Source organism: Streptomyces sp. NPDC048718, from assembly GCF_043198875.1.
In the GTDB taxonomy this organism is placed as follows: domain Bacteria; phylum Actinomycetota; class Actinomycetes; order Streptomycetales; family Streptomycetaceae; genus Streptomyces.
In genome coordinates, this window is the sequence record NZ_JBICVG010000024.1 from 57,334 (window position 1) to 76,294 (window position 18,961).

An 18,961-nucleotide genomic window follows, 5' to 3' on the forward strand; every position below is an offset into this window, starting at 1 on the left:
GCCACCGCACGCCCGCCGCCCGCGCACCCGGACCCCGCCACCCCCGGGGCGCGGAGAAGGGTGACGTACCGCCGGAACCCGTACCTCCCGAGGAGAAGCACCATGCCCCCACCATGCCGTGTCGCCGTCATCGGCGCGGGAGCCGCCGGACTCGCCACCACCAAGGCCCTGCTGGACGCCGGGATCGAACCGGTCACCTACGAACAGGGCGACCGGCCCGGCGGACTGTGGGCCCGCGACAACGCCGGCGGCCGGTCACCCGCGTACGCCTCGCTCCATCTGAACACCAGCAAGGGCCGGACCCAGTTCGCCGACCACCCCATGCCCGCGCACTGGCCCGACTACCCCTCGGCCGACCTGATCGCCGGCTACCTCGCCGACTACAGCGACACGCACGGCGTCACCGGTCGTCTCCGCTTCGGCACCACCGTGACCCGGGTCGAACGCGACGAGGACGGCCACGGCTGGACCGTGACCACCGACAACGGCACCGGCACGGAACGAGACGAGCACGTCGACGCCGTCGTCGTCGCCAACGGCCACAACTGGGACCCCCGGCTACCCGAACCCGCCTACCCCGGCAGCTTCGACGGCATCCAGATGCACGCCCACGACTACCGCACCGCCGACGTCTTCCGCGACCGGCGCGTCCTCGTCGTCGGCATGGGCAACTCCGCCATGGACATCGCCGTCGACGCCTCCTACACCGCCCGGGGTCCCGTCCTGCTCTCCGCCCGGCACGGCGTCCACATCATCCCGAAGTACCTCTTCGGACGCCCCTCCGACGCCACCGGGGCGGCCCTCACCGTCCTGCCGTGGCGGATCCGCCAGCGACTGGCCGAGACGATGCTCCGCCTCGCCGTCGGCACCCCGCAGAGCTACGGCCTGCCCGCCCCCGCCGGGGGCCTGTTCCAGAACCACCCCACCATCAGCGACACCATCCTGCACCGCCTCACCCACGGGGAGGTGGCCGCCCGCCCCGGCATCACCCGCCTCGACGGCGACCAGGTCACCTTCACGGACGGCACCACCGCCGGCGTCGACGTGATCGTCTGGGCCACCGGATACCGCGTCACCATCCCCTTCCTGTCCACCCGCTGGCTGGGCGACGACGCCGAACGACTCCCCCTGTACCAGCGCGTCTTCCACCTTCAGGACCCCACCCTCGCCTTCGTCGGACTCATGCAGTCCACCGGCGCGGCCCTGCCCGTCGTCGAGGCCCAGGCCAAGCTCGTCGCCGCCCACCTCTCCGGCCGCTACGCCCTGCCCTCCGCCCGGGAACAGCGCCAGGCCGTCGACCGCGCCCTGCGCGCCGCGACCGCACGCTGGGGCGACCGGCGTCCCGCCATGCGCATCGACTTCGACAGTTACGTCGCCGGCGTCCCGCGCGAGATCGCCGCCGGCCGCGCCCGACTGCGCCGAGGCGCCCGCCCCTTCACTCCCGCCGGCACCCACAGGAGCGCCGTATGACCACGTCACGGACCCCCGCCCGCACCGCCCGCCCCGGCACCCCTGTGTCCGCCCTGCGGAACCTCACCCGCGGCACCCTGCGCGACCCGCGCGGCCTGCGCGTCCTTGTCACCGGAGCCTCCGGCACCTTCGGCCGCGCCCTGTGCGCCAGGCTCTCCGCCCAGGGCGCCCACGTCATCGGCCTGGACCGCGCACCGCGCCCCGACGACCCGGTCGAGGTGCTCGCCTGCGACCTCACCGACGACGACGCCGTACCGGCCGCCGTGGCCGTCGCCCTCGACAAGCTCGGCGGACTCGACCTGCTCGTCAACAACGCCGGCATCGGCGGCCCCGCTCCGGCCGAACGCGCCCCTGGAACCGAAGTCCGCCGCCAGCTCGACATCAACCTCCTCGGCACCTGGCGCGTGACCGCCGCCTGCGTCGACGCCCTGGTCACCTCCCGCGGACGCGTCGTCATGCTCTCCTCCCGCATGGCCGTCATGCAGCTTCCCCTGGCCGCCGCCTACGGAGCCTCCAAGCGCGCCCTCGTCGCCTACGCCGACGCGCTGCGCCTGGAGATCGGCACCCACGTCGCCGTCACCTGCGTCTACCCCTCGGCCGTCCGCAGCCCCATCCACGACTCCACCGCGGCCGCCGGCCTCTCCCTGGAGGGCATGAGCAGCTACGAACCCCTCGAAGGCGTCGTCGACACCGTCCTGCGCGCCGCGCTCGGCGCCCGGACTCGCCGGGACATGCCCACGACCCGCCGCGGAGCCGTGGAGTTCTTCCTCGCTCGCCATCTGCCCCGGCTCACCGACCGGATCATCGCCCGCACCCTCGCCACGCGCGCCCGCGGCGGCGCGTTCCAGGGAGCGGAACTCGCCGCCGGCGTCGTCTCCCGGCACAAGGCGGCACCGTGAGCACTCCGCCTCGCACCATCGGCCCCGGCGACGGCACGCCGCACGCCACGACGGCCGCCGACGCCCCGCCCTCGGGGCCGGCCGCGCCCCGGGCCCGGCACCTCAGCCTGTACGCCGCAGGCTCCGTCGGCATGGGCCTGTGGGTGACCGTCCCCGGACTCCTGCTGCTCTACTTCCTCACCCAGACCCTCGGCGTCCCGCCCTTCCTCGCCGGGACCACCCTGCTCCTGCCCAAGATCATCGACATCGTCGTCCACCCCCTCCTCGGCTCGCTCTCCGACCGCCAGGCGCGCCGCACCTCCCACCGGCGCACCATGCTCACCTGGGGCCTGCTGCTCCCGGTCGCCTGGATCGCCCTGTTCAGCGTGCCCGCCGGCATCACCGGCAGCACGGCCGCCTGGTGGGTCGGCGGCTGCTACGTGGCGGGCAACCTGCTGTTCGCCTGCTTCCAGGTGCCCTACCTGACCACCCCCTCCGACCTGCGCATCGGCTACCACGAACGCACCCGCGTCTTCGTGTTCCGCATGGCCTTCCTCACCCTCGGCCTGCTCGTCGCCGGCGTCAGCGCCCCGGTCCTCGTCGCCTCCGGCGACCGCTCCGCGTACACCCGCATGGCCCTGCTGCTGGCCGGCCCGCTGCTGCTGTCCGGACTGCTCGCCCTGACCGGAATACGCCGGCTCACCGAAACGTGCGGCTCCCGCGTCCCCGACCGGCGTACCCACTCCGTCCTCCACGACGTCAAGGCGGCCTGGCGCGACCGCGACTACCGGGCGCTGCTGCTGTCCTACCTGTTCACCGGCACCACGACCCATCTGTTCCTGGCGGCCCTGCCCTTCTACACGCAGTACGAGCTGGGCGACCGCACCCTGACCGCCGTCCTCATGGGAGCCTTCCTCGTCCCGGCGACCCTGGTCGGACCCGTCTGGCTGCGGCTGTCGCGCGCGATCGGCAAACAGCGCGGACTGCTCCTCGCCCAGGGCGTCTTCCTCACCGGCTCGCTCGCCCTGCTGCCCGGCCGCTCGCTGGGCACCGTCCTCACGACCGCCGTCGTGGCGCTCATGGGCGCGGCCTTCGCCGGACTGCAACTGTTCGCCTTCTCCATGCTCCCCGACGTGGTCGCCGCCGCCGAAGAACGCGGACTCGCCCAGGCCGGCGCCTACACCGGGGTGTGGACCGCGACCGAGGCCACCGGAACCGCCACCGGCCCGTACGCGTACGCGGCCCTCCTGGCCGCCGCCGGCTTCGTCTCCGGCACGGACGGCCACACCACACCTCAGCCGTCCACCGCCCTGACCGCGCTGCTCTGGGGATTCACCGCGCTGCCCGCCGTCCTCATGGCGCTCGCACTGTTCTTCCAGCGCCGCTACACCCTCGACCGCGAGGCGGCCGCGTGACCGCCCACGCACACGACCTGGCCCTCGTCGGCATCCTGCTGGGCGCCTTCGCCCAGTCGGCCACCGGCATGGGCTTCTCCCTGGTCGCAGCGCCCCTGCTGATCCTCCACCTGGGCCCCCATCAGGGAGTCGCCCTCACCGTCACCCTCGCGACGCTCTCCTCCGCCATCCCTCTGGTACGGGACGCCCGCCACGCAGACCCGCGCGCGATTGCCCACCTGCTGGTGCCCACCCTCCTGTGCACCCCACTGCTCGCCTTCCTCCTGCGCGACGCCAACCCGTCCTGGCTGGCCATCGCCGCCGGAGCGGGCGTCATCGCCGCGGTCGCCGCCCTGGCCCGAGGCGCCCGCTGGACCTGGCTGGCCGGCCCGCGGGGCGCGGCCGCCGCCGGCACCGCCAGTGCGCTGCTCAACGTGGTCGGCGGGGTCGGCGGTCCGCCCATCGGCCTCTACGCGGCCAACACCGGCTGGAGCCCGGCCACCACCCGCGGCACCCTGTACGGCTTCTTCATCGTCCAGAACATCATCACCGCCCTGTCCGTCGGCGTCCTGACGCCCGGTCCGTCCGAACTGGCCGCCCTCGCCCTGGGTACCGCCGCCGGCATGCTCCTGGCCACCCGGCTTCCCGCGCAGTCCCTGCGCACCGCGGTCCTGGCCCTGTCCCTGCTGGGCGGCGTCGGCCTGATAGCCGGAGCCTTCTGACCGCCGGAAAGCCGGGCCGCGTACTCTCGTCGATCACCGCCGGCCGAGGCCGGGCCGGTGACGCGGTGCGCCCCCGCTGTCAGGACGTCCGCCCGGGCGCTCTCGTCACGAGAGTTCGCCGGGGTCGAACCCGGCGTCGCACAGACCGGTGCGGCAGCACTCGGGGAGCCAATCGGCCGCCGCCTCCTAGAGTCGATCCAGCCGGGCCAGGTCGGTCTCGACGAGCGCCAGGACCTCGAACGCGGCGCCCGCGTGACCGGGCTCCCGGTACGTCATCATCTCCTGGTAGAGCAGCCACTTGGCCTCCGCGGCGAGAGCGAAGCACCGTTTCGACAGCACGGGGCCCGGGGGGACGGTTCCCCCGTTGTCCCCTTCACCTGCGGCCGAGAGCACGCCCCGGAGAAGGGAGAGATGCGCCTGACGCGCGTACGGATCCATCCCGTCCGCGAGCGCTGCCGACACGACGGCCGTGACGGCGGGAGCGGGCTCCCATACGCCGTTGGAAGGACCCAGGTGCCCCTCGAGACTGACGTGGAGCCGCCTGCCCTCGGGGCTGAGCCCGCCGACTTGGCGCAGGTCCCCGGGGAGGTGCTCGGCCGACTCACCGCACCCGCACCGCATGCCCCGCCAGTGGTGCCCGGCTATCTCCAGATCGACGAGCCTCATGATCGAAGATCATAGGAACTCCCGAAGTGGCGTTGCCACACGGAACGTCAGCGGACCGCGCGAACACGGCCGGGCCCTTCCGGACCACGGGGCCACCGGCGAGGGCGTGCTCGGCGAAGAGCCGCCGGGTCCGCCGATAGCAGGTACTCCAGCGGGCGGGCATCGTGGGATCGGTCCGTGTCGACGGTTCTGCTGTCTCCTCAGCTGGGCTCCGGCAGCGGACCGAGACGCTCTTCCACGCGCCCGCGCAGAAGCAGGTACTCCTCCCATCGCCGCGGCAGCGGACCAGGCGGGCGTTCGATGAGACGAGCACCCGTGATGACCTGTCCGTTCCGGAACTGCTCGCGCGTCAGGTCGAGTTCCACGCCGTTGGGCAGTCTGTTCCACCAGTGGAATCCCTGCGGCCGGCCGTCCTGGTGCACGTCGCCGAGCATGAGATCACCACCGAATACGTCGTGGACGATCAACGCGGTGATATCGCAGTGTCCCCAGGCCGGGTTCTCCGGTTGCCACGGAACGTGACTGATGTCGCTGGGGCTACAGGTGTCGGCCGCCCAGCCGGCGCGCAGTGCCTTGTCGAGGTCGAGCAGAGTCCATGGATGCATGTCGCCATCCTGGCAGTGATGCCTCCTTACCGGGGGCCTGTCCCGTCAGGGGGCCGCCGGTGCCGCGTAGCACCGGACGGACACCGTCTGTTCGGGACCCCAGATCTGTTCGACTGTGGCCAGCGGCCGCCAGCCCAGCCGCTCGTACAGAGCCGCCGCCGCGGTGTCGGAGGAGACCACGTCGAGTACCGGGTGCAGCCCGTGATCCCGCGCCGTCGTCACGGCTTGCTCCATCAGCAGCGCTCCGATACCCAGCCCGCGCGCGGACGGTGCGACGAACAAGCGGCTCACCACGGCGGTCGCCTCCGCCCCCGCGCCCGTGCGGGCGCTCCACACCGCCGGCGCCGCGTCCGCCTCGCCGCTGTGGGACAGGCCGACATGGCCGACGACCCGGCCATTCGACTCGGCGACCCAGGCGGAGACGAGCTTCGACGGGGTGAGCCATATGTCGGGGGAGTCCGGCCAGTTCACGGGGTAACCGTCGCGTTCATGGACCTCTGCCAGCACGCGTACGCACTCCCCGAGGTCGGGGTCAGTGCGTCGGCGGACGCGGAGTGACGTACTCGGGCCGGACCTGTGCTCGCTATTCATGGCGCCATCCCAACATGGTGCTGCGGCCTCCGGGAGGCGATTCGAGCACACGGTACGACCCCGCCGTGGACGATTCGGACCGGTGGTGGACCTCGGTTCGCGAACTCGGCCTGGCTCCCCCGGTGTCGCGGTACCGAAAGAGCGGCTCTGCTCGGGCGCTGTCCCGCCGGCGCGCATCGCGCGCCGACGACACGGCCGTCGTGGCGTTGGCGGATGCCATCGGCGAGGAGGAGCCGGAGCCGGAGCGAGGGCGACGGGGAGGGCGTTGGGAAGGGCCGTCCGGCTTCACGAGGCGGCAGTCCGCGATCAGGATGCCGGCGGTTAAGTCCGGTGGGCGGAGTGGCGGTGGCGGGGGTGGTGCGCATGCTGGTGCCCTCCTGCGAGGGGGTGGGGCTCAGTGGTGGGAAGGGACCGGGGCCGGGCCGGTGGCGGCGACGCCCACGTGCTCGGGCGTCACGGGTCGGCGCTCCAAGGCGGCGGACCACACGGCGAGCAGGAGCGCGACGCCGGCGAGGACGGCTCCGACCCAGTTCGGGGCGGTGTAGCCGAAACCGGCGGCGATCACGAGGCCGCCGAGCCAGGCAGCCAGCGCGTTGCCGAGGTTGAACGCGCCTATGTTGACGGCGGAGGCCAGCGTGGGCGCGCCGTGGGCCTGGTCGAGCACCCGCTTCTGGAGCGGCGGCACGGTGGCGAAGCCCAGCGCTCCGACGAGGAAGATCGTGATCGCGGCGAGAACCTGGTGGTGCGCGGTCAGGGTGAACAGCGCCAGAACCGTCGCGAGGCCGCCGAGGGTGACGTACAGCATCGGCATCAGGGCGCGGTCGGCGTAACGGCCACCGAGCAGGTTGCCGAGGAACATGCCGGTTCCGAAGAGCACGAGCAGCCAGGTGACCGCGCCGTCGGAGTAGCCGGCCGCGTGGGTCATCATCGGTGCGATGTAGGTGATCGCCGCGAAGACGCCACCGAAGCCGAGCACGGTCATCGCCATCGCGAGTAGCACCTGCGGGTTGCGGAACGCGGTCAGTTCCCGGCGCAGGTGAGCGTTCTCGGGACGCGGCATGGCCGGCACCAGCCGGGCGATGCCGAACAGCCCGATCAGGCCGAGCGCGGCGACGGCGGCGAAAGTGGTACGCCACCCCACGGCCTGCCCGATGAACGTACCGAGCGGCACACCGACGATGTTGGCCACGGTCAGTCCGGTGAACATGGTGGCGATGGCTCCCGCCTTCCGCTCGGGTGCGACGAGCCCGGCGGCGACGACGGACCCGATGCCGAAGAAGGATCCATGGGCGAGTGAGGCGACCACGCGTCCGGCCAGCAGCGCTCCGAAGTTCGGGGCGAAGGCGCTGAGCAGGTTGCCGAGCACGAACAGTCCCATCAGCCCCATCAGCATCTGTTTCCGGCCCACCCTGGTGCCGAGCACGGTCAGCAGTGGCGCGCCGACGACGACGCCGAGCGCGTATCCGGTGACCAGCAGGCCCGCGGTGGGGATGGAGACGCCGTAGTCGGCGGCGATGTCGGGCAGCAGTCCCATGATCACGAATTCGGTGGTACCGATTCCGAAAGCCCCGACCGCCAAGGCGAGAAGCGCGAGAGGCACGGCTCGACCTCCTGTAATTGCTTGAGTGAGCGTTCAGTGAGCTCACACAATACTTGCAGGCGCGCTATAAGCGCAAGCGCATTTAACCCGTGCGGTCTGGGTGCTCGCGAGCGCGCCATGAACCGGCGGAAGGGGCCGGACACGCCACTGCGCCCCGACGCGAGGCGTCGGGGCGCAGTGGGAAGGAAGAGCGGAGGTGGGGCGGTGGGGGATGCGGCCCAGTGGTTCCCGCCGGCCGCGGTGATGCCGACCCTCGCCGAGTTGGGCGGCCGGGCCTTCGTGCTACCGCCGAGAGAGCGGAGTCTCCACCGCTTCCACGGCTTCGACCAGGGAGGAGAGTTCCGGATTCCGTCCGGCCTCGTCGAGCGCCTCCCGCAGAGCGGTGTCGTTGGTCGGCCGGGCGTCGTGGAGGAGCTCCAGGCCGGCGTCGGTGACATTGGTGTAGATGCCGCGACGGTCGGTCGGGCACAGGTACCGGGCCAGCAGGCCGCGGTCCTCCAGCCGGTTCACCAGCCGGGTCGTGGCGCTCTGGCTGAGCACGACCGCGTCGGCGACCTGCTTCATCTGCAGGTGGCCGCCATCGCCGTCGTGCTGGCGGCTGAGTACTTCGAGCAGCGAGTACTCGCGGACGCTCAGGTCGTGCCGGGCCTGCAGGGCGCGCTCGATGTGCGTCTCGATCCTGCTGTGCAGCAGGGACAGGGCGCCCCAGCCATTGGCCGGGGCCGTGAGCGCGGGGTCTGTGGCGGTCATGGAGTCCGGTTCTCCTTCCGGGCGCCGAGGGCGGCTGCGGTCCAGGGTAAATCACGCGGTGAAATATCGGCCAACGCGCTTAGGTCGCTGACACAAGCAAATCCTCCAGCGCTCAGCACGCCGACCGCCCGGTCCCTCGCGTTGCCGCCCCCCGCTCCTCGTGACCGCTGCCGAACCCCCGGCAACCGCAGCCGACGCGCCCGGGAGAAGTGTGCCCCCGAAGCGTGGGCCGCGAGGCGAGAGGTGCGGCGATCCGCACGATCCTCCACGCCGTGCTCCCGAACAGCCCCCGCGTGCCGCCTGAGCGCCGAAGGCATCGGCCGCCGCGCCCCGGCGGGGGATCGGCCCGTTCCCGGGGCCCGGACGCCCCGGGAACGGGCCGTGTCAGCGCCTCGCGGCGCGACCGTCAGCCGTGGAAGCTGATGTAGCCGTCCCCGTCACGGTCGTTGCCGCGCTTGGTGTACGAGTGGACATCGGCCCGCGCGCCGGACGGCTTGAGCAGGTTGATGGTGTCCTTGTCGTTGTTCCATATGAAGTTGCAGTTCTGGCGGTAGACGACGTTGCCCCGGTCGGAATCGGTGCCGCGGCCGCCGCGCAGCTTCACGTAGTCGCCGGGCTCCAGTTTGTGGTTGGCGGTGAAGGTGTACTTGTTGCCCGTCGCGTCCTTGACCACGTAACCCTTGAGGTTGACGGTCGTCTTGCGCGAGTAGTTCTTGATCGTGACGTACTCGTTCTTGGTGTTGCCGCCGTTGCAGCGGTTGTCGTTCCGGCCCGGAAAGTTGTACTGAACGCCCTTGATCTTCAGGTCCGACGTGTATTCGGCGGCCTGGGCGGGGGCCGTGGTGACGGCGGCCAGCATCCCGGTGGCGGCAGCGGTGGTTGCCAGGGTGTAACGCAAGCGCATGAGGTCTGATCCTCCCTCAAAATACGAACAGTGCGTGCGTAACCCTATCGGCAGTGATGATTGTATGGAGATCTTATGGAAGAGCGGTGGGTGATCGGCTTGCAAGCACGAGCACCCACGCGCCGATCCCTTCTCCTCTCGGGCCACCGGCGAAGGACCCCCGCCCCCTGACGACATGGCGGTGACCCGGCGCCGCCTCGCTCGTTGGCAGGGGCATGGGTTGGGGTAACTCGCGAATGACGAACGGATCCGGCTCACGCCGCGACTGTCTGCGGCCGGGGTGCGCGGTGGATACGGACAGAACCGTCGCCGGATCGCCGAAAAGCCCCTGCCCTCTGTGTGGAGCGCGGCCGGGATCCCGCGAAGGCACTCCCCACGCATGCCGGCCCGGCCCCGCGAAGCGAGACCCCCTTCTGGGCTAGTGCCGCGACCGGAAGGGTTTGCCGGGTGGCTCGCGGCGTCGCGAGCCGGTGAACCTTTCCGGTCGCAGCACTAGAGCCGGTTCATCCGCGGAGAGCGGCTCGTGAAGCCGGGGGCGGCGATCACCCTTGTCACTCCGGGCGGTTGAAGCGATGCGAGGCCCAGAGCAACGCCAGGACACCGCCGGCGAGGAGCAGACCGGCCTCGAGTGGCAGGGCCGGGTGCCGTCCGGCCCACTCGATGCCGTCGGCGGTCGCTCCCCGGCCCGGCACCCGCAGGGCGATACAGCGCCGCAGCAGGTCCACCGCGTAGGTGAGCGGATTGACGTCCGCGAGGAGACGGGCCCAGCCGGGCAGCGCCCGCAGCGGGAAGAAGCTGCCGGAGAGGAACAGCAGCGGCGTGATCACCAGCCCGATGAGCATGTGGAAGGTCTCGGCTCGGCGCAGACCGACCGCCAGCGCCACCGCCAGAGCCGTGATGGTGAAGGAAGCCAGAGCCATGGCAGTGAGGAGCAGCGTCAGCAGGATTATGTCGTACGGCAGTCCGACGACACCGGCCAGACTCAACAGCACGGTCCCCTGGATCGTGGCGACAAGGATGCCGCCGGCGCAGTTGCCCAGGAGCAGCGTCGCGCGGCGTACCGGGGCCATCAGGAGCTCGCGCAGGTAGCCGCTCTCCCGGTCGGTGATCAGACGGAGGCCGACCATGATCGCCGGAGCCTGCGCCGTCATGATCAACATGCCGGGGAAGAGGTACGTCTGGTAGCCGGCACCCAGCTGGGAACGGGGGATGAGCGCGCCGATCCCGCCGCCGAGGAGAAGCAGATAGAGCATGGGGTTCAGCAACATCAGCAGGGTCTGGAGAGGCTGGCCGGCCAGCCGCAGCAGGTCGCGTTGGACCAGGGCGTGGAACGCGCGCAGTTCGCGTCGCAGGCGGACAGGCCGCCGTCCACCGCCGAGGGGCAGAGAGAGTCGGTGGGGAAGAGTCCGGGTCATCGCGGTCCCTCGGTTTCCGTCGTGGAAGCGTTCTCGGCGAGGTGGGACGACGCCTGCCCGGAGGACGTCCGCCCACAGGGCGGGGCCGAGGCGGGGACGGTCAGGCTGCGGCCGGTGTGGTGGAAGAAGACGTCGTCGAGGGTGGGTGGGGTCGCGGAAGCCGCATGCACGGCGATGCCATGGCCTTCCAGCTCCGCGCACAGCCGCGGAATCCAGGAACTTCCGCCCGGCACGCGCAGGCGGACCCCCACCGCGTCCGCGGTGACCGTGCCCGGCAGTGGAGCGATCCGCCGTACGACCTGGACCGCCGCCGCGTCGTCACCGGTACGCAGGACGACCCGGTCGTCCCCGATGGCGGTCTTGAGCGCGTGCGGTGTGCCCTGGGCCACCAGACGGCCGTGGTCGATGATGGCGAGACGATCGCAGTTCTCCGCCTCCTCCAGGTAATGGGTGGTGACGAAGAGCGTGCTGCCCTGCCGGTCGCGCAGCGCGCGCAGGCGCTCCCACACCTGGGCGCGGGCATGGGGGTCGAGTCCCGTGGTCGGCTCGTCCAGGAACAGCACGCTCGGAGCGTGCAGCATGCCCCGTGCGATCTCCAGACGCCGTCGCATCCCGCCGGACAACGTGCGTACGGGAGAGCGCTGCCGATCCGTCAGGTCGACCATCTCCAGCACCTCGGTGGCGCGCCGACGGGCATGACCGCGGCGCAGCCCGTACAGGCGCGCGTGGATGTGGAGGTTCTGCTCGGCCGTCAGATAGGGGTCCAGCGCGCTGTGCTGGAAGAGCATGCCGACCCGCGACCGCACGTGATGCGGCTCGGTGAGTACGTCGGCACCGGCCACCGTGGCGTGACCGGCCGTCGGGCGGGCCAGCGCGCACAGCAGCGCGATGGTGGTGGACTTCCCCGCGCCGTTCGGCCCGAGAAAGGCGAAGCTCTCGCCGTGCGACACATCCAGATCCACGCCCCGTACGGCATGAGTGAGCGTGCCGTTCGGGCCCGGGTAGCTTTTGACCAGGCCACGCGTGCTGATGGCGAACTCGTGCCGTGCCGGGCGACGCGGGACGCGCGGCACGGCGCCGGGGGCTGTGGCGAGGGTTGCCCGGACGAGCGCGCTCTCACCTGCGGGTAGCTGCATGGGGTGGTCCGTTCCTCGCCTCGCTGGTCCGTTCCGTTCCCGGACACCCGGGCGTTACGGACGGGATGAATGGCGCGTTCTCTCGGCGGACCGAGCGCGTTCACGGAGCGCACGGCCGTGCGAGGTCTCCGGCGCCCGGACGACCGGGGCATGAGGCCGCGCCCCGCGGTCCGCTCGCGCGGCGTGATCCGTCCACGGGGCGATGGCCCCGCTCCGTCCACGCCGCGGGAGCGGGGGAGGCTACGGCCGACGGCTGTCCCGGGCCGGCCGGATGGTGTGCCCGTGTCAGGAGCAGCTGACGCCGATGCAGATCGTGTCGAGGAGCGTCGCGAGACCGATGCATTCGCAGATGTTGTTGAACGCCTCGCCCTCGACGCCGACCGGGTCCGTCTCCGGGAGGCGAGCAGGTCGAGGTCCTGGTTCTCCATGGTTCTCTCCTTCTTCTTTCGTGGGAGCGGCAGAATTTCTGCCGCTCAGCCCGGCAGCCGGACCATCCAGTGCCGGGGGCTGGTGTGCCGGACCCGCAGGAGGAATCCCAGGATCCCGGCGGAGCCGTCGCTCCAACTGGTCGAGACGTCCCCGTACTCGTTGGGGAAGACCAGATGGCCGCCGCGACGGGCGCCTTCGGAGACGATGAGACGGGCCAGTTCCTCGGCCCTGGCCACGTAGACCGGATCGCCCGTGGCGTCGGCCATGTCGAGGAGGAAGTCACCGTTGCCCGCGAGCCCGTGACACTGGCTGACAGGGGCGCGCGAGGCGCGCTCGGTGACGGCGTACGTGGCCAGACGGGCCGCCTCGCGGAACCGGTCGTCACCCGTGACCTGCCACAGTCCGGCGAGAAACATGCCGATCCCCGCCGCCCCGTGGCACCAGTACGAGGCCGTGGGCGGGTCCCCGGCTTGGGACGGCCACTGCGCCGTCCCACCGACGAGCAGGGCACTGGCCAGTAGGAACTCGCCCGCTTGGACGGCCAGGTCCAGGTGCTCACGGGACCCGGAGACGGAGGCGGCGGCCAGCAGGAAGCAGCCGATTCCCGCCGACCCGTGCGCGAAACCGAGGTAGCGCTTGCCGCCCTGCGACGCGGCGGCCTCCGCGGGAACCGGCCAGCTCACCGCGGAGCCCTCGCGCCGTGCGGCGGCGGTCAGCCGGTCGGCCGCGTCGACGACCAGTTCGGCGAAGCGCGCCTCACCGGTGCGCTGGAACAGATGGACGGCGGCCAGCCCGCTGCCCGCGGTCCCATGGGTGATGTCGTGATGGGGAGTGGCCTGCTGCGGTGCCACCGCCAGAGCCAGCGCCCGGTCGACCAGCCGGCGGTCATCCAGGGCGCGCCCGGCCTCGTACAGCGCCCAGGCCGTGCCGCGACCGCCGAAGTGCAGGCCGGGGCGGGGAGAGCGGGCATCGGTGCGGTCCGCGATCCAGCGGCCCGCGGCCCGCGGCCGAGAGCACCGAGGGCAGTCGCGGATCACCAGTGTGCTCCCAGTACCGCGTCAGCACGGCCAGGACGCCGGCGGCCCCCTGCTGCACGGTGCAGGGGTCGCTCTCCCCGGCCTGCACGGACACCGGCCACAACCGCCGGTCGTCCGCCGGCGTCATCGAGTCGACGAGATGCGCGACGATCCCGGAAACCGCCTCGTAGGGGTCGCCGCCGTGTGCCGCCGGCGCGGTGGAGCCGTTCCCCGGCCGGACCGGTGACGTCGGCCGCGCGGAGGGCTCCGCTTCCATGCTCCGGAGCGCGTCCCGCGCCCGGATCGGGTCCCAGCGCTCCGCGGGATCGTCCCGCATCAGCCCCAGGATCGTTTCCGCAAGGATCTCGGGCAGATGGAGGGGACCCGCGCAGGAGGCCAGCCACGCCGCGAGCCGCTGCTCGGGGGCCCTCGCCTCGGGCTCCTCGGACAGCAGGTTCGGGACCTTTCCCGCCAGGACGAAGCACAAGGTGGCGCCGAGGCTGTAGTAGTCGGCCGACGGGTGGACGGGCGCGTCGGCCAGCCGCTCGGGAGCGCTGAAGCCGGGAGTTCCCACCCGGGTTGGGAGCGCGGGTTCGTCCTCCATGACGGCGAGTTCCAGATCGATCAGACGCAGCTCGCCGTCCGGGCGGACCATGATGTTCGCCGGAGTGAAGTCCCGCAGGAGGCATCTGCGGGCGTGGGCCGCCGCGACCAGCTCCACCAGGCGCACGGACTGCGCCAGCGCGTCGGCACGGTACGTCTCGCCTCCGACGTCACGGAAGCGTTCGGCGACCCAGGTACGAAGGGGAACACCGGGCACCTGCTCCTCGGCCAGGAACAGATGCCCGCCGTGTTCGAACAACCCCAGCGGCTTCGGGGCCAGCCTCGAGTCCTTGAGCTTCTCCAGCGTCCGTGCCTCGGTACGCAGCCAGTCGCGCACGTCCAAGCCGGTGGAGTCGGCCTCCACATGTGGCCGGGCCTCCTTGATCACCACGGCGTCGCCCGTGCGGACACACGTACCTCGGTAGACACCGCCCTTGTTGGTGTGCCGGATCGCCTCCCACACCGAGTACCGGCCGCCGATCACCACTGGGCCTCCCGCCACCCCCGTCGCCCGCGCGGGCGCCCCGGTCGCGGGGAACGGACAGACGGCCCACGAAGGCGGTGCGTACCGGCCGGTGCGCCGGTCCTCCACGGGGTTGCCGTCAGGGTCCTCGATGAACCACACCAGCAGACCCTCGTCCGACAGCCGCCGGCGACCGACGAAGGAGCCGTAGCGGTAGTGCACCAGGCTGTGCGGGACATAGGGCTGATCCGACAGGATCCGCGGCCCGGTCAACCCCGCCGTGGCGCGGTGCAGTTCCTCGGCGAGCCGGACCGCCTCGGCGTCGGAGGACGGGTAGACGGTGATGAACTTACCCGAGCTTCCCCGGGGAGTCGCACGGGAATTGAGCGCACTCACCTTCTCGAGCGACCGGGCGAACTTGAACATCGCCCCCGCCCGCAGCAGCACACCCAAGGCCTTTGTGAGTACGTCCGGCGCGGATGCGGCCGTCGCCGACACATGCAGCTTCCATCCCTGGGCGCGTCGTGTCCCGAAGTGTGGCGCGGCGTGGCACCACATGTCGTCCGTATCGGTGGTCCAGTGCGTGTCCGTGCCGGTGACCTGCAGCGCTTGGCGGAGGAGGTCTTCCAGGTCGGTTTCGCTCACATGGTTCGTCATGCCTGTCCCTCTCAACGGTGAGAACCGTTGGCGGGAAGGTGCCCGATGACATATACAGACCAACGCGCCCCGGCCAGGTTCATTTGTCCGAGCGAGCGTGCGTCGCCGCTCTCCCACCAGGAGGCGCGACCAGCGCGGTGTGAGGTGCGAAGATGTGTGCGACGAGGTGGCGGTACTGTGCGAGCGCGTCCCGCTCCTTTCCCTCCCCGAGGCACGCCCGGCGCGGGAAAGGGCGTGCGAACCCCGCACCGGGAAGCGGGGGCTGCGGAAGCCGGGCCCGCCCTGCCCGCTCGCTACCGGTGTACCGGCCGGTGGCGCACCGGCGCCGCGGGATCACCGGCCGGCTCGCGCTCCCCTTCGCTTGCCGCGCTTGTATCCTCCTCCATCGGGCCGGGCTGTCCGAGAGCAATGACGCGGGCGAATCCCGTCCGGTTGATTCTCTTGGCGCGTCATGAGTGGTGCGCCACGCGGGGTATGCGTGGCGTAGCGGACTCGTCAGTGGGTTCCGGACTCCACGCTGTGGACAATGATGCGGGCATTGCTCGAACTCCCGTACGATCCGCCCTCCATGCGGGGTCCACGGTTCGGGGAGCACGACCGGACGCGGCCCCCGGCCGACGTCCACGTGAAGAGGTGTGCCCATGCCTTCGCTTCCCGCCCAGTCCGGCCATCGGACCATGCCCGCCCTGCTGCGTCCGCTCCACGCCGAAGTACTGCGGCGCAATCCGGGCGAACCCGAATTCCACCAGGCGCTCGGTGAAGTCCTGGAAACCCTGGAGCCGGTCCTCACGGCCCGCCCCGAACTCCTGGAGGCCCGGGTCCTGGAACGTCTGGTGGAACCCGAGCGGCAGATCATCTTCCGGGTGCCATGGCAGGACGACGCCGGCCGCGTGCACGTCAACCGGGGCATCCGCGTGGAGTTCAACAGCGCCCTTGGCCCCTACAAGGGCGGGCTTCGCTTCCACCCGACCGTCGGCCTCGGCACCGTGAAGTTCCTCGGCTTCGAACAGATCTTCAAGAACGCACTGACCGGCCTGAACATCGGAGGCGGCAAGGGCGGCAGCGACTTCGACCCCCACGGCCGCTCCGACGCCGAAGTCATGCGCTTCTGCCAGTCCTTCATGACCGAACTCCACCGTCACCTCGGCGAGCACACCGACGTGCCCGCAGGCGACATCGGGGTCGGTACCCGGGAAATCGGCTATCTCTTCGGCCAGTACCGGCGCATCACCAACCGTTGGGAGCCGGGCGTTCTCACCGGCAAGGGCATCGGCTGGGGCGGCAGCCTGGTCCGCTCCGAGGCGACCGGATACGGCAACGTCCTGTTCGCCCTGGAAATGCTGAGCACCCGGGGCGAAGACCTCGAAGGCCGCAGGGTCACCGTCTCCGGCTCCGGGAACGTTGCCCTCTACTCGATCGAGAAGGCCCAGGCACTGGGCGCGCACGTCCTGACGGCCTCGGACTCCGGTGGCTTCGTCGTCGACGAGAAGGGTATCGACCTCGACCTCCTCAAGCGGATCAAGGAAGTCGAACGCGGCCGGATCGGCGACTACGCCGACCGCCGGGGCCCCTCCGCACGCTACGTGCCGGGCGGCAGCGTCTGGGACGTACCCACCGACGTCGCTCTTCCCTCGGCGACCCAGAACGAACTGGACGCCGACGCCGCGCTCACCCTCGTGCGCAACGGGGTGAAGGCGGTGTCCGAGGGTGCCAACATGCCCGCCACACCCGAAGCGATCCGTGTCCTGCGGGACGCCGACGTCCTCTTCGGCCCGGGCAAGGCCGCCAACGCCGGCGGCGTCGCCACCAGCGCCCTGGAGATGCAGCAGAACGCGTCGCGTGCGTCCTGGACGTTCGAGGAGGTCGAGGCCCGCCTCGCGACGATCATGCGGGACATCCACACGTCCATCCGCGAGACCGCCGACCGTTACGGAGCCCCCGGGGACTACGTCTTGGGCGCGAACGCCGCAGGCTTCGAGCGGGTGGCCGACGCGATGCTTGCCCAGGGGTTGATCTGACAACACGTCCATGGGTACGGGGGGTTCGACGCGTACCCGGGCGTGGAAGGGGGCTCCGGCCCCCGCCCGGGCGGGGGAGGGCGGGCTCCAGCAGGTGTTGCGGGGCGTGTGCGGTTATCCGACGCCCCGGTGCGGGGCGTCGGATACTGCGGTGCTCGTCCCGTCCATGACGGCGTCCGCGATCCGCTGGGCGGCTTGCGCGGGGGTGAGGTGTGTGGTGTCGACGACCTCGGCCTCGTTATGGAGCCAGGTGCGAGCCGCTTCGGCGTAGGGCTCGAGATGGCGGAGGCGGAAGGGGGAGGCTGGGCCGGTGACCATGTCGTCGGCGATACGCCGACGCAGGGTCTCGGTGTCGGCGTGCAGAACGAAGTGCCGTACCGGGATGTCGTGCTGGGCGAGGCCCCTGCTGATTTCGCGCCAGTATGGCTCGACCAGGACGGTCATGGGCATCACAAGGGTGCCGCCGGTGTAGTCGAGGACGTGGCGGGCGGTCTCGACGACCAGTGGTCGCCAGGGCGGCCAGTGCTGGAAGTTGTTCATCTCCGGCAGCCCCGGGGTGATGTCCATGAGTGTCTCGCCGACTTTTTCGGCATCCAGTACCCGTGACTTTGGAAGCAGCCGCTGGAGGAGCACGCTTGTCGTCGTCTTGCCCACCCCGTGGGTGCCGTTCAGCCATACGATCATGCGTCCCGACCCTAGCGGGAGCACGTGCGGCTGAGGCAACCGCTTCACCCTCCCCGGCCCCATGTCGGGTATGCGGAGCTGATGGCTGGAGGAGGGGGAAAGCCGGGTGGGCTGCGCGCTCGGCAGGACTTCCGAACTTGCCGGAGGGCAGAACCTACGGGCGCGGGGCGATCGGCTGGAGATGGCGGCTCACATCTCCGAAGAGCCGTATATCGACGTGCCGTTCGGTGAAGCGCCACTCCCCGTCGAAGTGTTCGAAGCGATCGCGGTACCGGCCGGCGGCGATGGTCTGCAGCGGCAGATCGGGCAGCGCCTGCAGAACGGTGACGTAGGAGCGAGCGACGGCCGTGTCCGTCCGCTCGTCGATCTCGATGGCGATGTTGCTGGTGACGTGATGAGTTCGCGGTGTGCCGTCGTCATGGATGACCAGAGTGTTCCGGAACATCTGCTCGATCGCATTCCTGCCGTGTGCCGGCGCGCCACCGCCGGAGAACGTGGCGTTCGCGAGGAGCAGGCCGAGCCCCGTGAAGTCGCCGTCGTCGACGAGTTCGGCGTAGCGGGCGATCAGGTTCTCGATGGCCCGGTAGATCGATGCCAGATCGGCGGACACAGAGGAGGAGGGCGAGGACATTGTCGGTCTCCGATCACAGGAAACGGTCAGCGATGTGTGCGGCCCGCATGTGTGGAGGGAACATGTATGAGGGGTGCCGCGTTGTGCCGCGCGGGGCGTGAGGGTACCCCGTCGCGCATGGCCCGCTACGATCGCGTCGGTCTTTCGCGCATCGACAACCCCTCCGCAGAGACTGGTCCGTAGGAGAAGAGCAGCGTCGCTGTCGTTTCCGAAGCTGGCTTTGTTTTTCGGGTGTTTGGTTTTGGGGTTGTTAGGGTGGGGTGTGTGGTGGGTGTTGAGGAGGTTTTGAGGCTGACGGTGGTGGCGTTGATGGCGTCGGTGGGTGAGCG

16 protein-coding genes and 1 pseudogene are annotated in these 18,961 nt (G+C 70.9%); 5 read left to right on the forward strand and 12 right to left on the reverse strand.

Annotated elements, in window-relative coordinates; all coding sequences use genetic code 11:
* Positions 1-102 precede the first annotated feature (102 nt).
* The 4 genes from ACGFRB_RS31560 to ACGFRB_RS31575 are packed head-to-tail and all read left to right on the forward strand — an operon-like array spanning position 103 to position 4,464.
* Positions 103-1,470 (forward strand): NAD(P)-binding domain-containing protein, encoded by a 1,368-nt coding sequence (locus tag ACGFRB_RS31560; RefSeq protein ID WP_363010994.1) that lies wholly within the window; start codon positions 103-105, stop codon positions 1,468-1,470.
* Positions 1,467-2,369, forward strand: a complete 903-nt coding sequence (locus ACGFRB_RS31565; protein ID WP_393247917.1) for an SDR family NAD(P)-dependent oxidoreductase — start codon at positions 1,467-1,469, stop codon at positions 2,367-2,369. Before ACGFRB_RS31560 ends, ACGFRB_RS31565 begins: the two co-directional genes overlap by 4 nt.
* The gene (locus ACGFRB_RS31570; RefSeq protein WP_393247919.1) at positions 2,366-3,763 is read left to right on the forward strand and encodes an MFS transporter; all 1,398 of its coding nucleotides are present in this window, start codon (positions 2,366-2,368) and stop codon (positions 3,761-3,763) included. Before ACGFRB_RS31565 ends, ACGFRB_RS31570 begins: the two co-directional genes overlap by 4 nt.
* Positions 3,760-4,464 carry a TSUP family transporter gene (locus tag ACGFRB_RS31575; RefSeq protein WP_393247921.1) on the forward strand — a complete coding sequence of 235 codons (705 nt, stop codon included), beginning with the start codon at positions 3,760-3,762 and terminating at the stop codon, positions 4,462-4,464. Before ACGFRB_RS31570 ends, ACGFRB_RS31575 begins: the two co-directional genes overlap by 4 nt.
* A gap of 186 nt (positions 4,465-4,650) precedes the next feature.
* Here the strand turns inward: ACGFRB_RS31575 and ACGFRB_RS31580 are convergent, their stop codons facing one another.
* From ACGFRB_RS31580 to lanL, 10 genes and pseudogenes are all read right to left on the reverse strand, one after another.
* Positions 4,651-5,130, reverse strand: coding sequence for a hypothetical protein (locus ACGFRB_RS31580; RefSeq protein WP_393247923.1), 480 nt, complete (start codon positions 5,128-5,130; stop codon positions 4,651-4,653).
* Between the two features lie 200 nt (positions 5,131-5,330).
* Positions 5,331-5,735, reverse strand: a complete 405-nt coding sequence (locus ACGFRB_RS31585; RefSeq protein ID WP_393247925.1) for a hypothetical protein — start codon at positions 5,733-5,735, stop codon at positions 5,331-5,333.
* A 45-nt stretch (positions 5,736-5,780) separates the two neighbouring features.
* Positions 5,781-6,326, reverse strand: a complete 546-nt coding sequence (locus ACGFRB_RS31590; RefSeq protein ID WP_393247927.1) for a GNAT family N-acetyltransferase — start codon at positions 6,324-6,326, stop codon at positions 5,781-5,783.
* 394 nt (positions 6,327-6,720) lie between these two features.
* Positions 6,721-7,926 carry an MFS transporter gene (locus ACGFRB_RS31595; RefSeq protein ID WP_393247929.1) on the reverse strand — a complete coding sequence of 402 codons (1,206 nt, stop codon included), beginning with the start codon at positions 7,924-7,926 and terminating at the stop codon, positions 6,721-6,723.
* 282 nt (positions 7,927-8,208) lie between these two features.
* On the reverse strand, positions 8,209-8,676 hold the full coding sequence (locus ACGFRB_RS31600; RefSeq protein WP_393247931.1) for a MarR family winged helix-turn-helix transcriptional regulator: 468 nt from the start codon (positions 8,674-8,676) through the stop codon (positions 8,209-8,211).
* Positions 8,677-9,082: 406 nt separating this feature from the next.
* Positions 9,083-9,580 (reverse strand): lamin tail domain-containing protein, encoded by a 498-nt coding sequence (locus ACGFRB_RS31605; protein ID WP_393247933.1) that lies wholly within the window; start codon positions 9,578-9,580, stop codon positions 9,083-9,085.
* A gap of 551 nt (positions 9,581-10,131) precedes the next feature.
* Positions 10,132-10,995 carry an ABC transporter permease gene (locus tag ACGFRB_RS31610; protein ID WP_393247935.1) on the reverse strand — a complete coding sequence of 288 codons (864 nt, stop codon included), beginning with the start codon at positions 10,993-10,995 and terminating at the stop codon, positions 10,132-10,134.
* On the reverse strand, positions 10,992-12,131 hold the full coding sequence (locus tag ACGFRB_RS31615) for an ATP-binding cassette domain-containing protein (protein WP_393247937.1): 1,140 nt from the start codon (positions 12,129-12,131) through the stop codon (positions 10,992-10,994). Before ACGFRB_RS31615 ends, ACGFRB_RS31610 begins: the two co-directional genes overlap by 4 nt.
* A 285-nt stretch (positions 12,132-12,416) precedes the next feature.
* Positions 12,417-12,695: a VenA family class IV lanthipeptide gene (locus ACGFRB_RS31620; RefSeq protein WP_393247939.1), complete on the reverse strand. Its 279-nt coding sequence runs from the start codon at positions 12,693-12,695 to the stop codon at positions 12,417-12,419.
* Positions 12,605-15,299: pseudogene (gene lanL / locus ACGFRB_RS31625) on the reverse strand (class IV lanthionine synthetase LanL). Before lanL ends, ACGFRB_RS31620 begins: the two are co-directional and overlap by 91 nt.
* A 677-nt stretch (positions 15,300-15,976) precedes the next feature.
* Here lanL and gdhA point away from each other — a divergent pair.
* On the forward strand, positions 15,977-17,317 hold the full coding sequence (gdhA, locus tag ACGFRB_RS31630; RefSeq protein WP_393247949.1) for an NADP-specific glutamate dehydrogenase: 1,341 nt from the start codon (positions 15,977-15,979) through the stop codon (positions 17,315-17,317).
* 114 nt (positions 17,318-17,431) lie between these two features.
* Here the strand turns inward: gdhA and ACGFRB_RS31635 are convergent, their stop codons facing one another.
* On the reverse strand, positions 17,432-18,001 hold the full coding sequence (locus ACGFRB_RS31635) for an AAA family ATPase (RefSeq protein WP_393247941.1): 570 nt from the start codon (positions 17,999-18,001) through the stop codon (positions 17,432-17,434).
* 154 nt (positions 18,002-18,155) lie between these two features.
* A complete protein-coding gene (locus ACGFRB_RS31640; protein ID WP_393247943.1) occupies positions 18,156-18,632 on the reverse strand; it encodes a nuclear transport factor 2 family protein in 477 nt (158 codons plus the stop codon).
* Positions 18,633-18,961 lie beyond the last annotated feature (329 nt).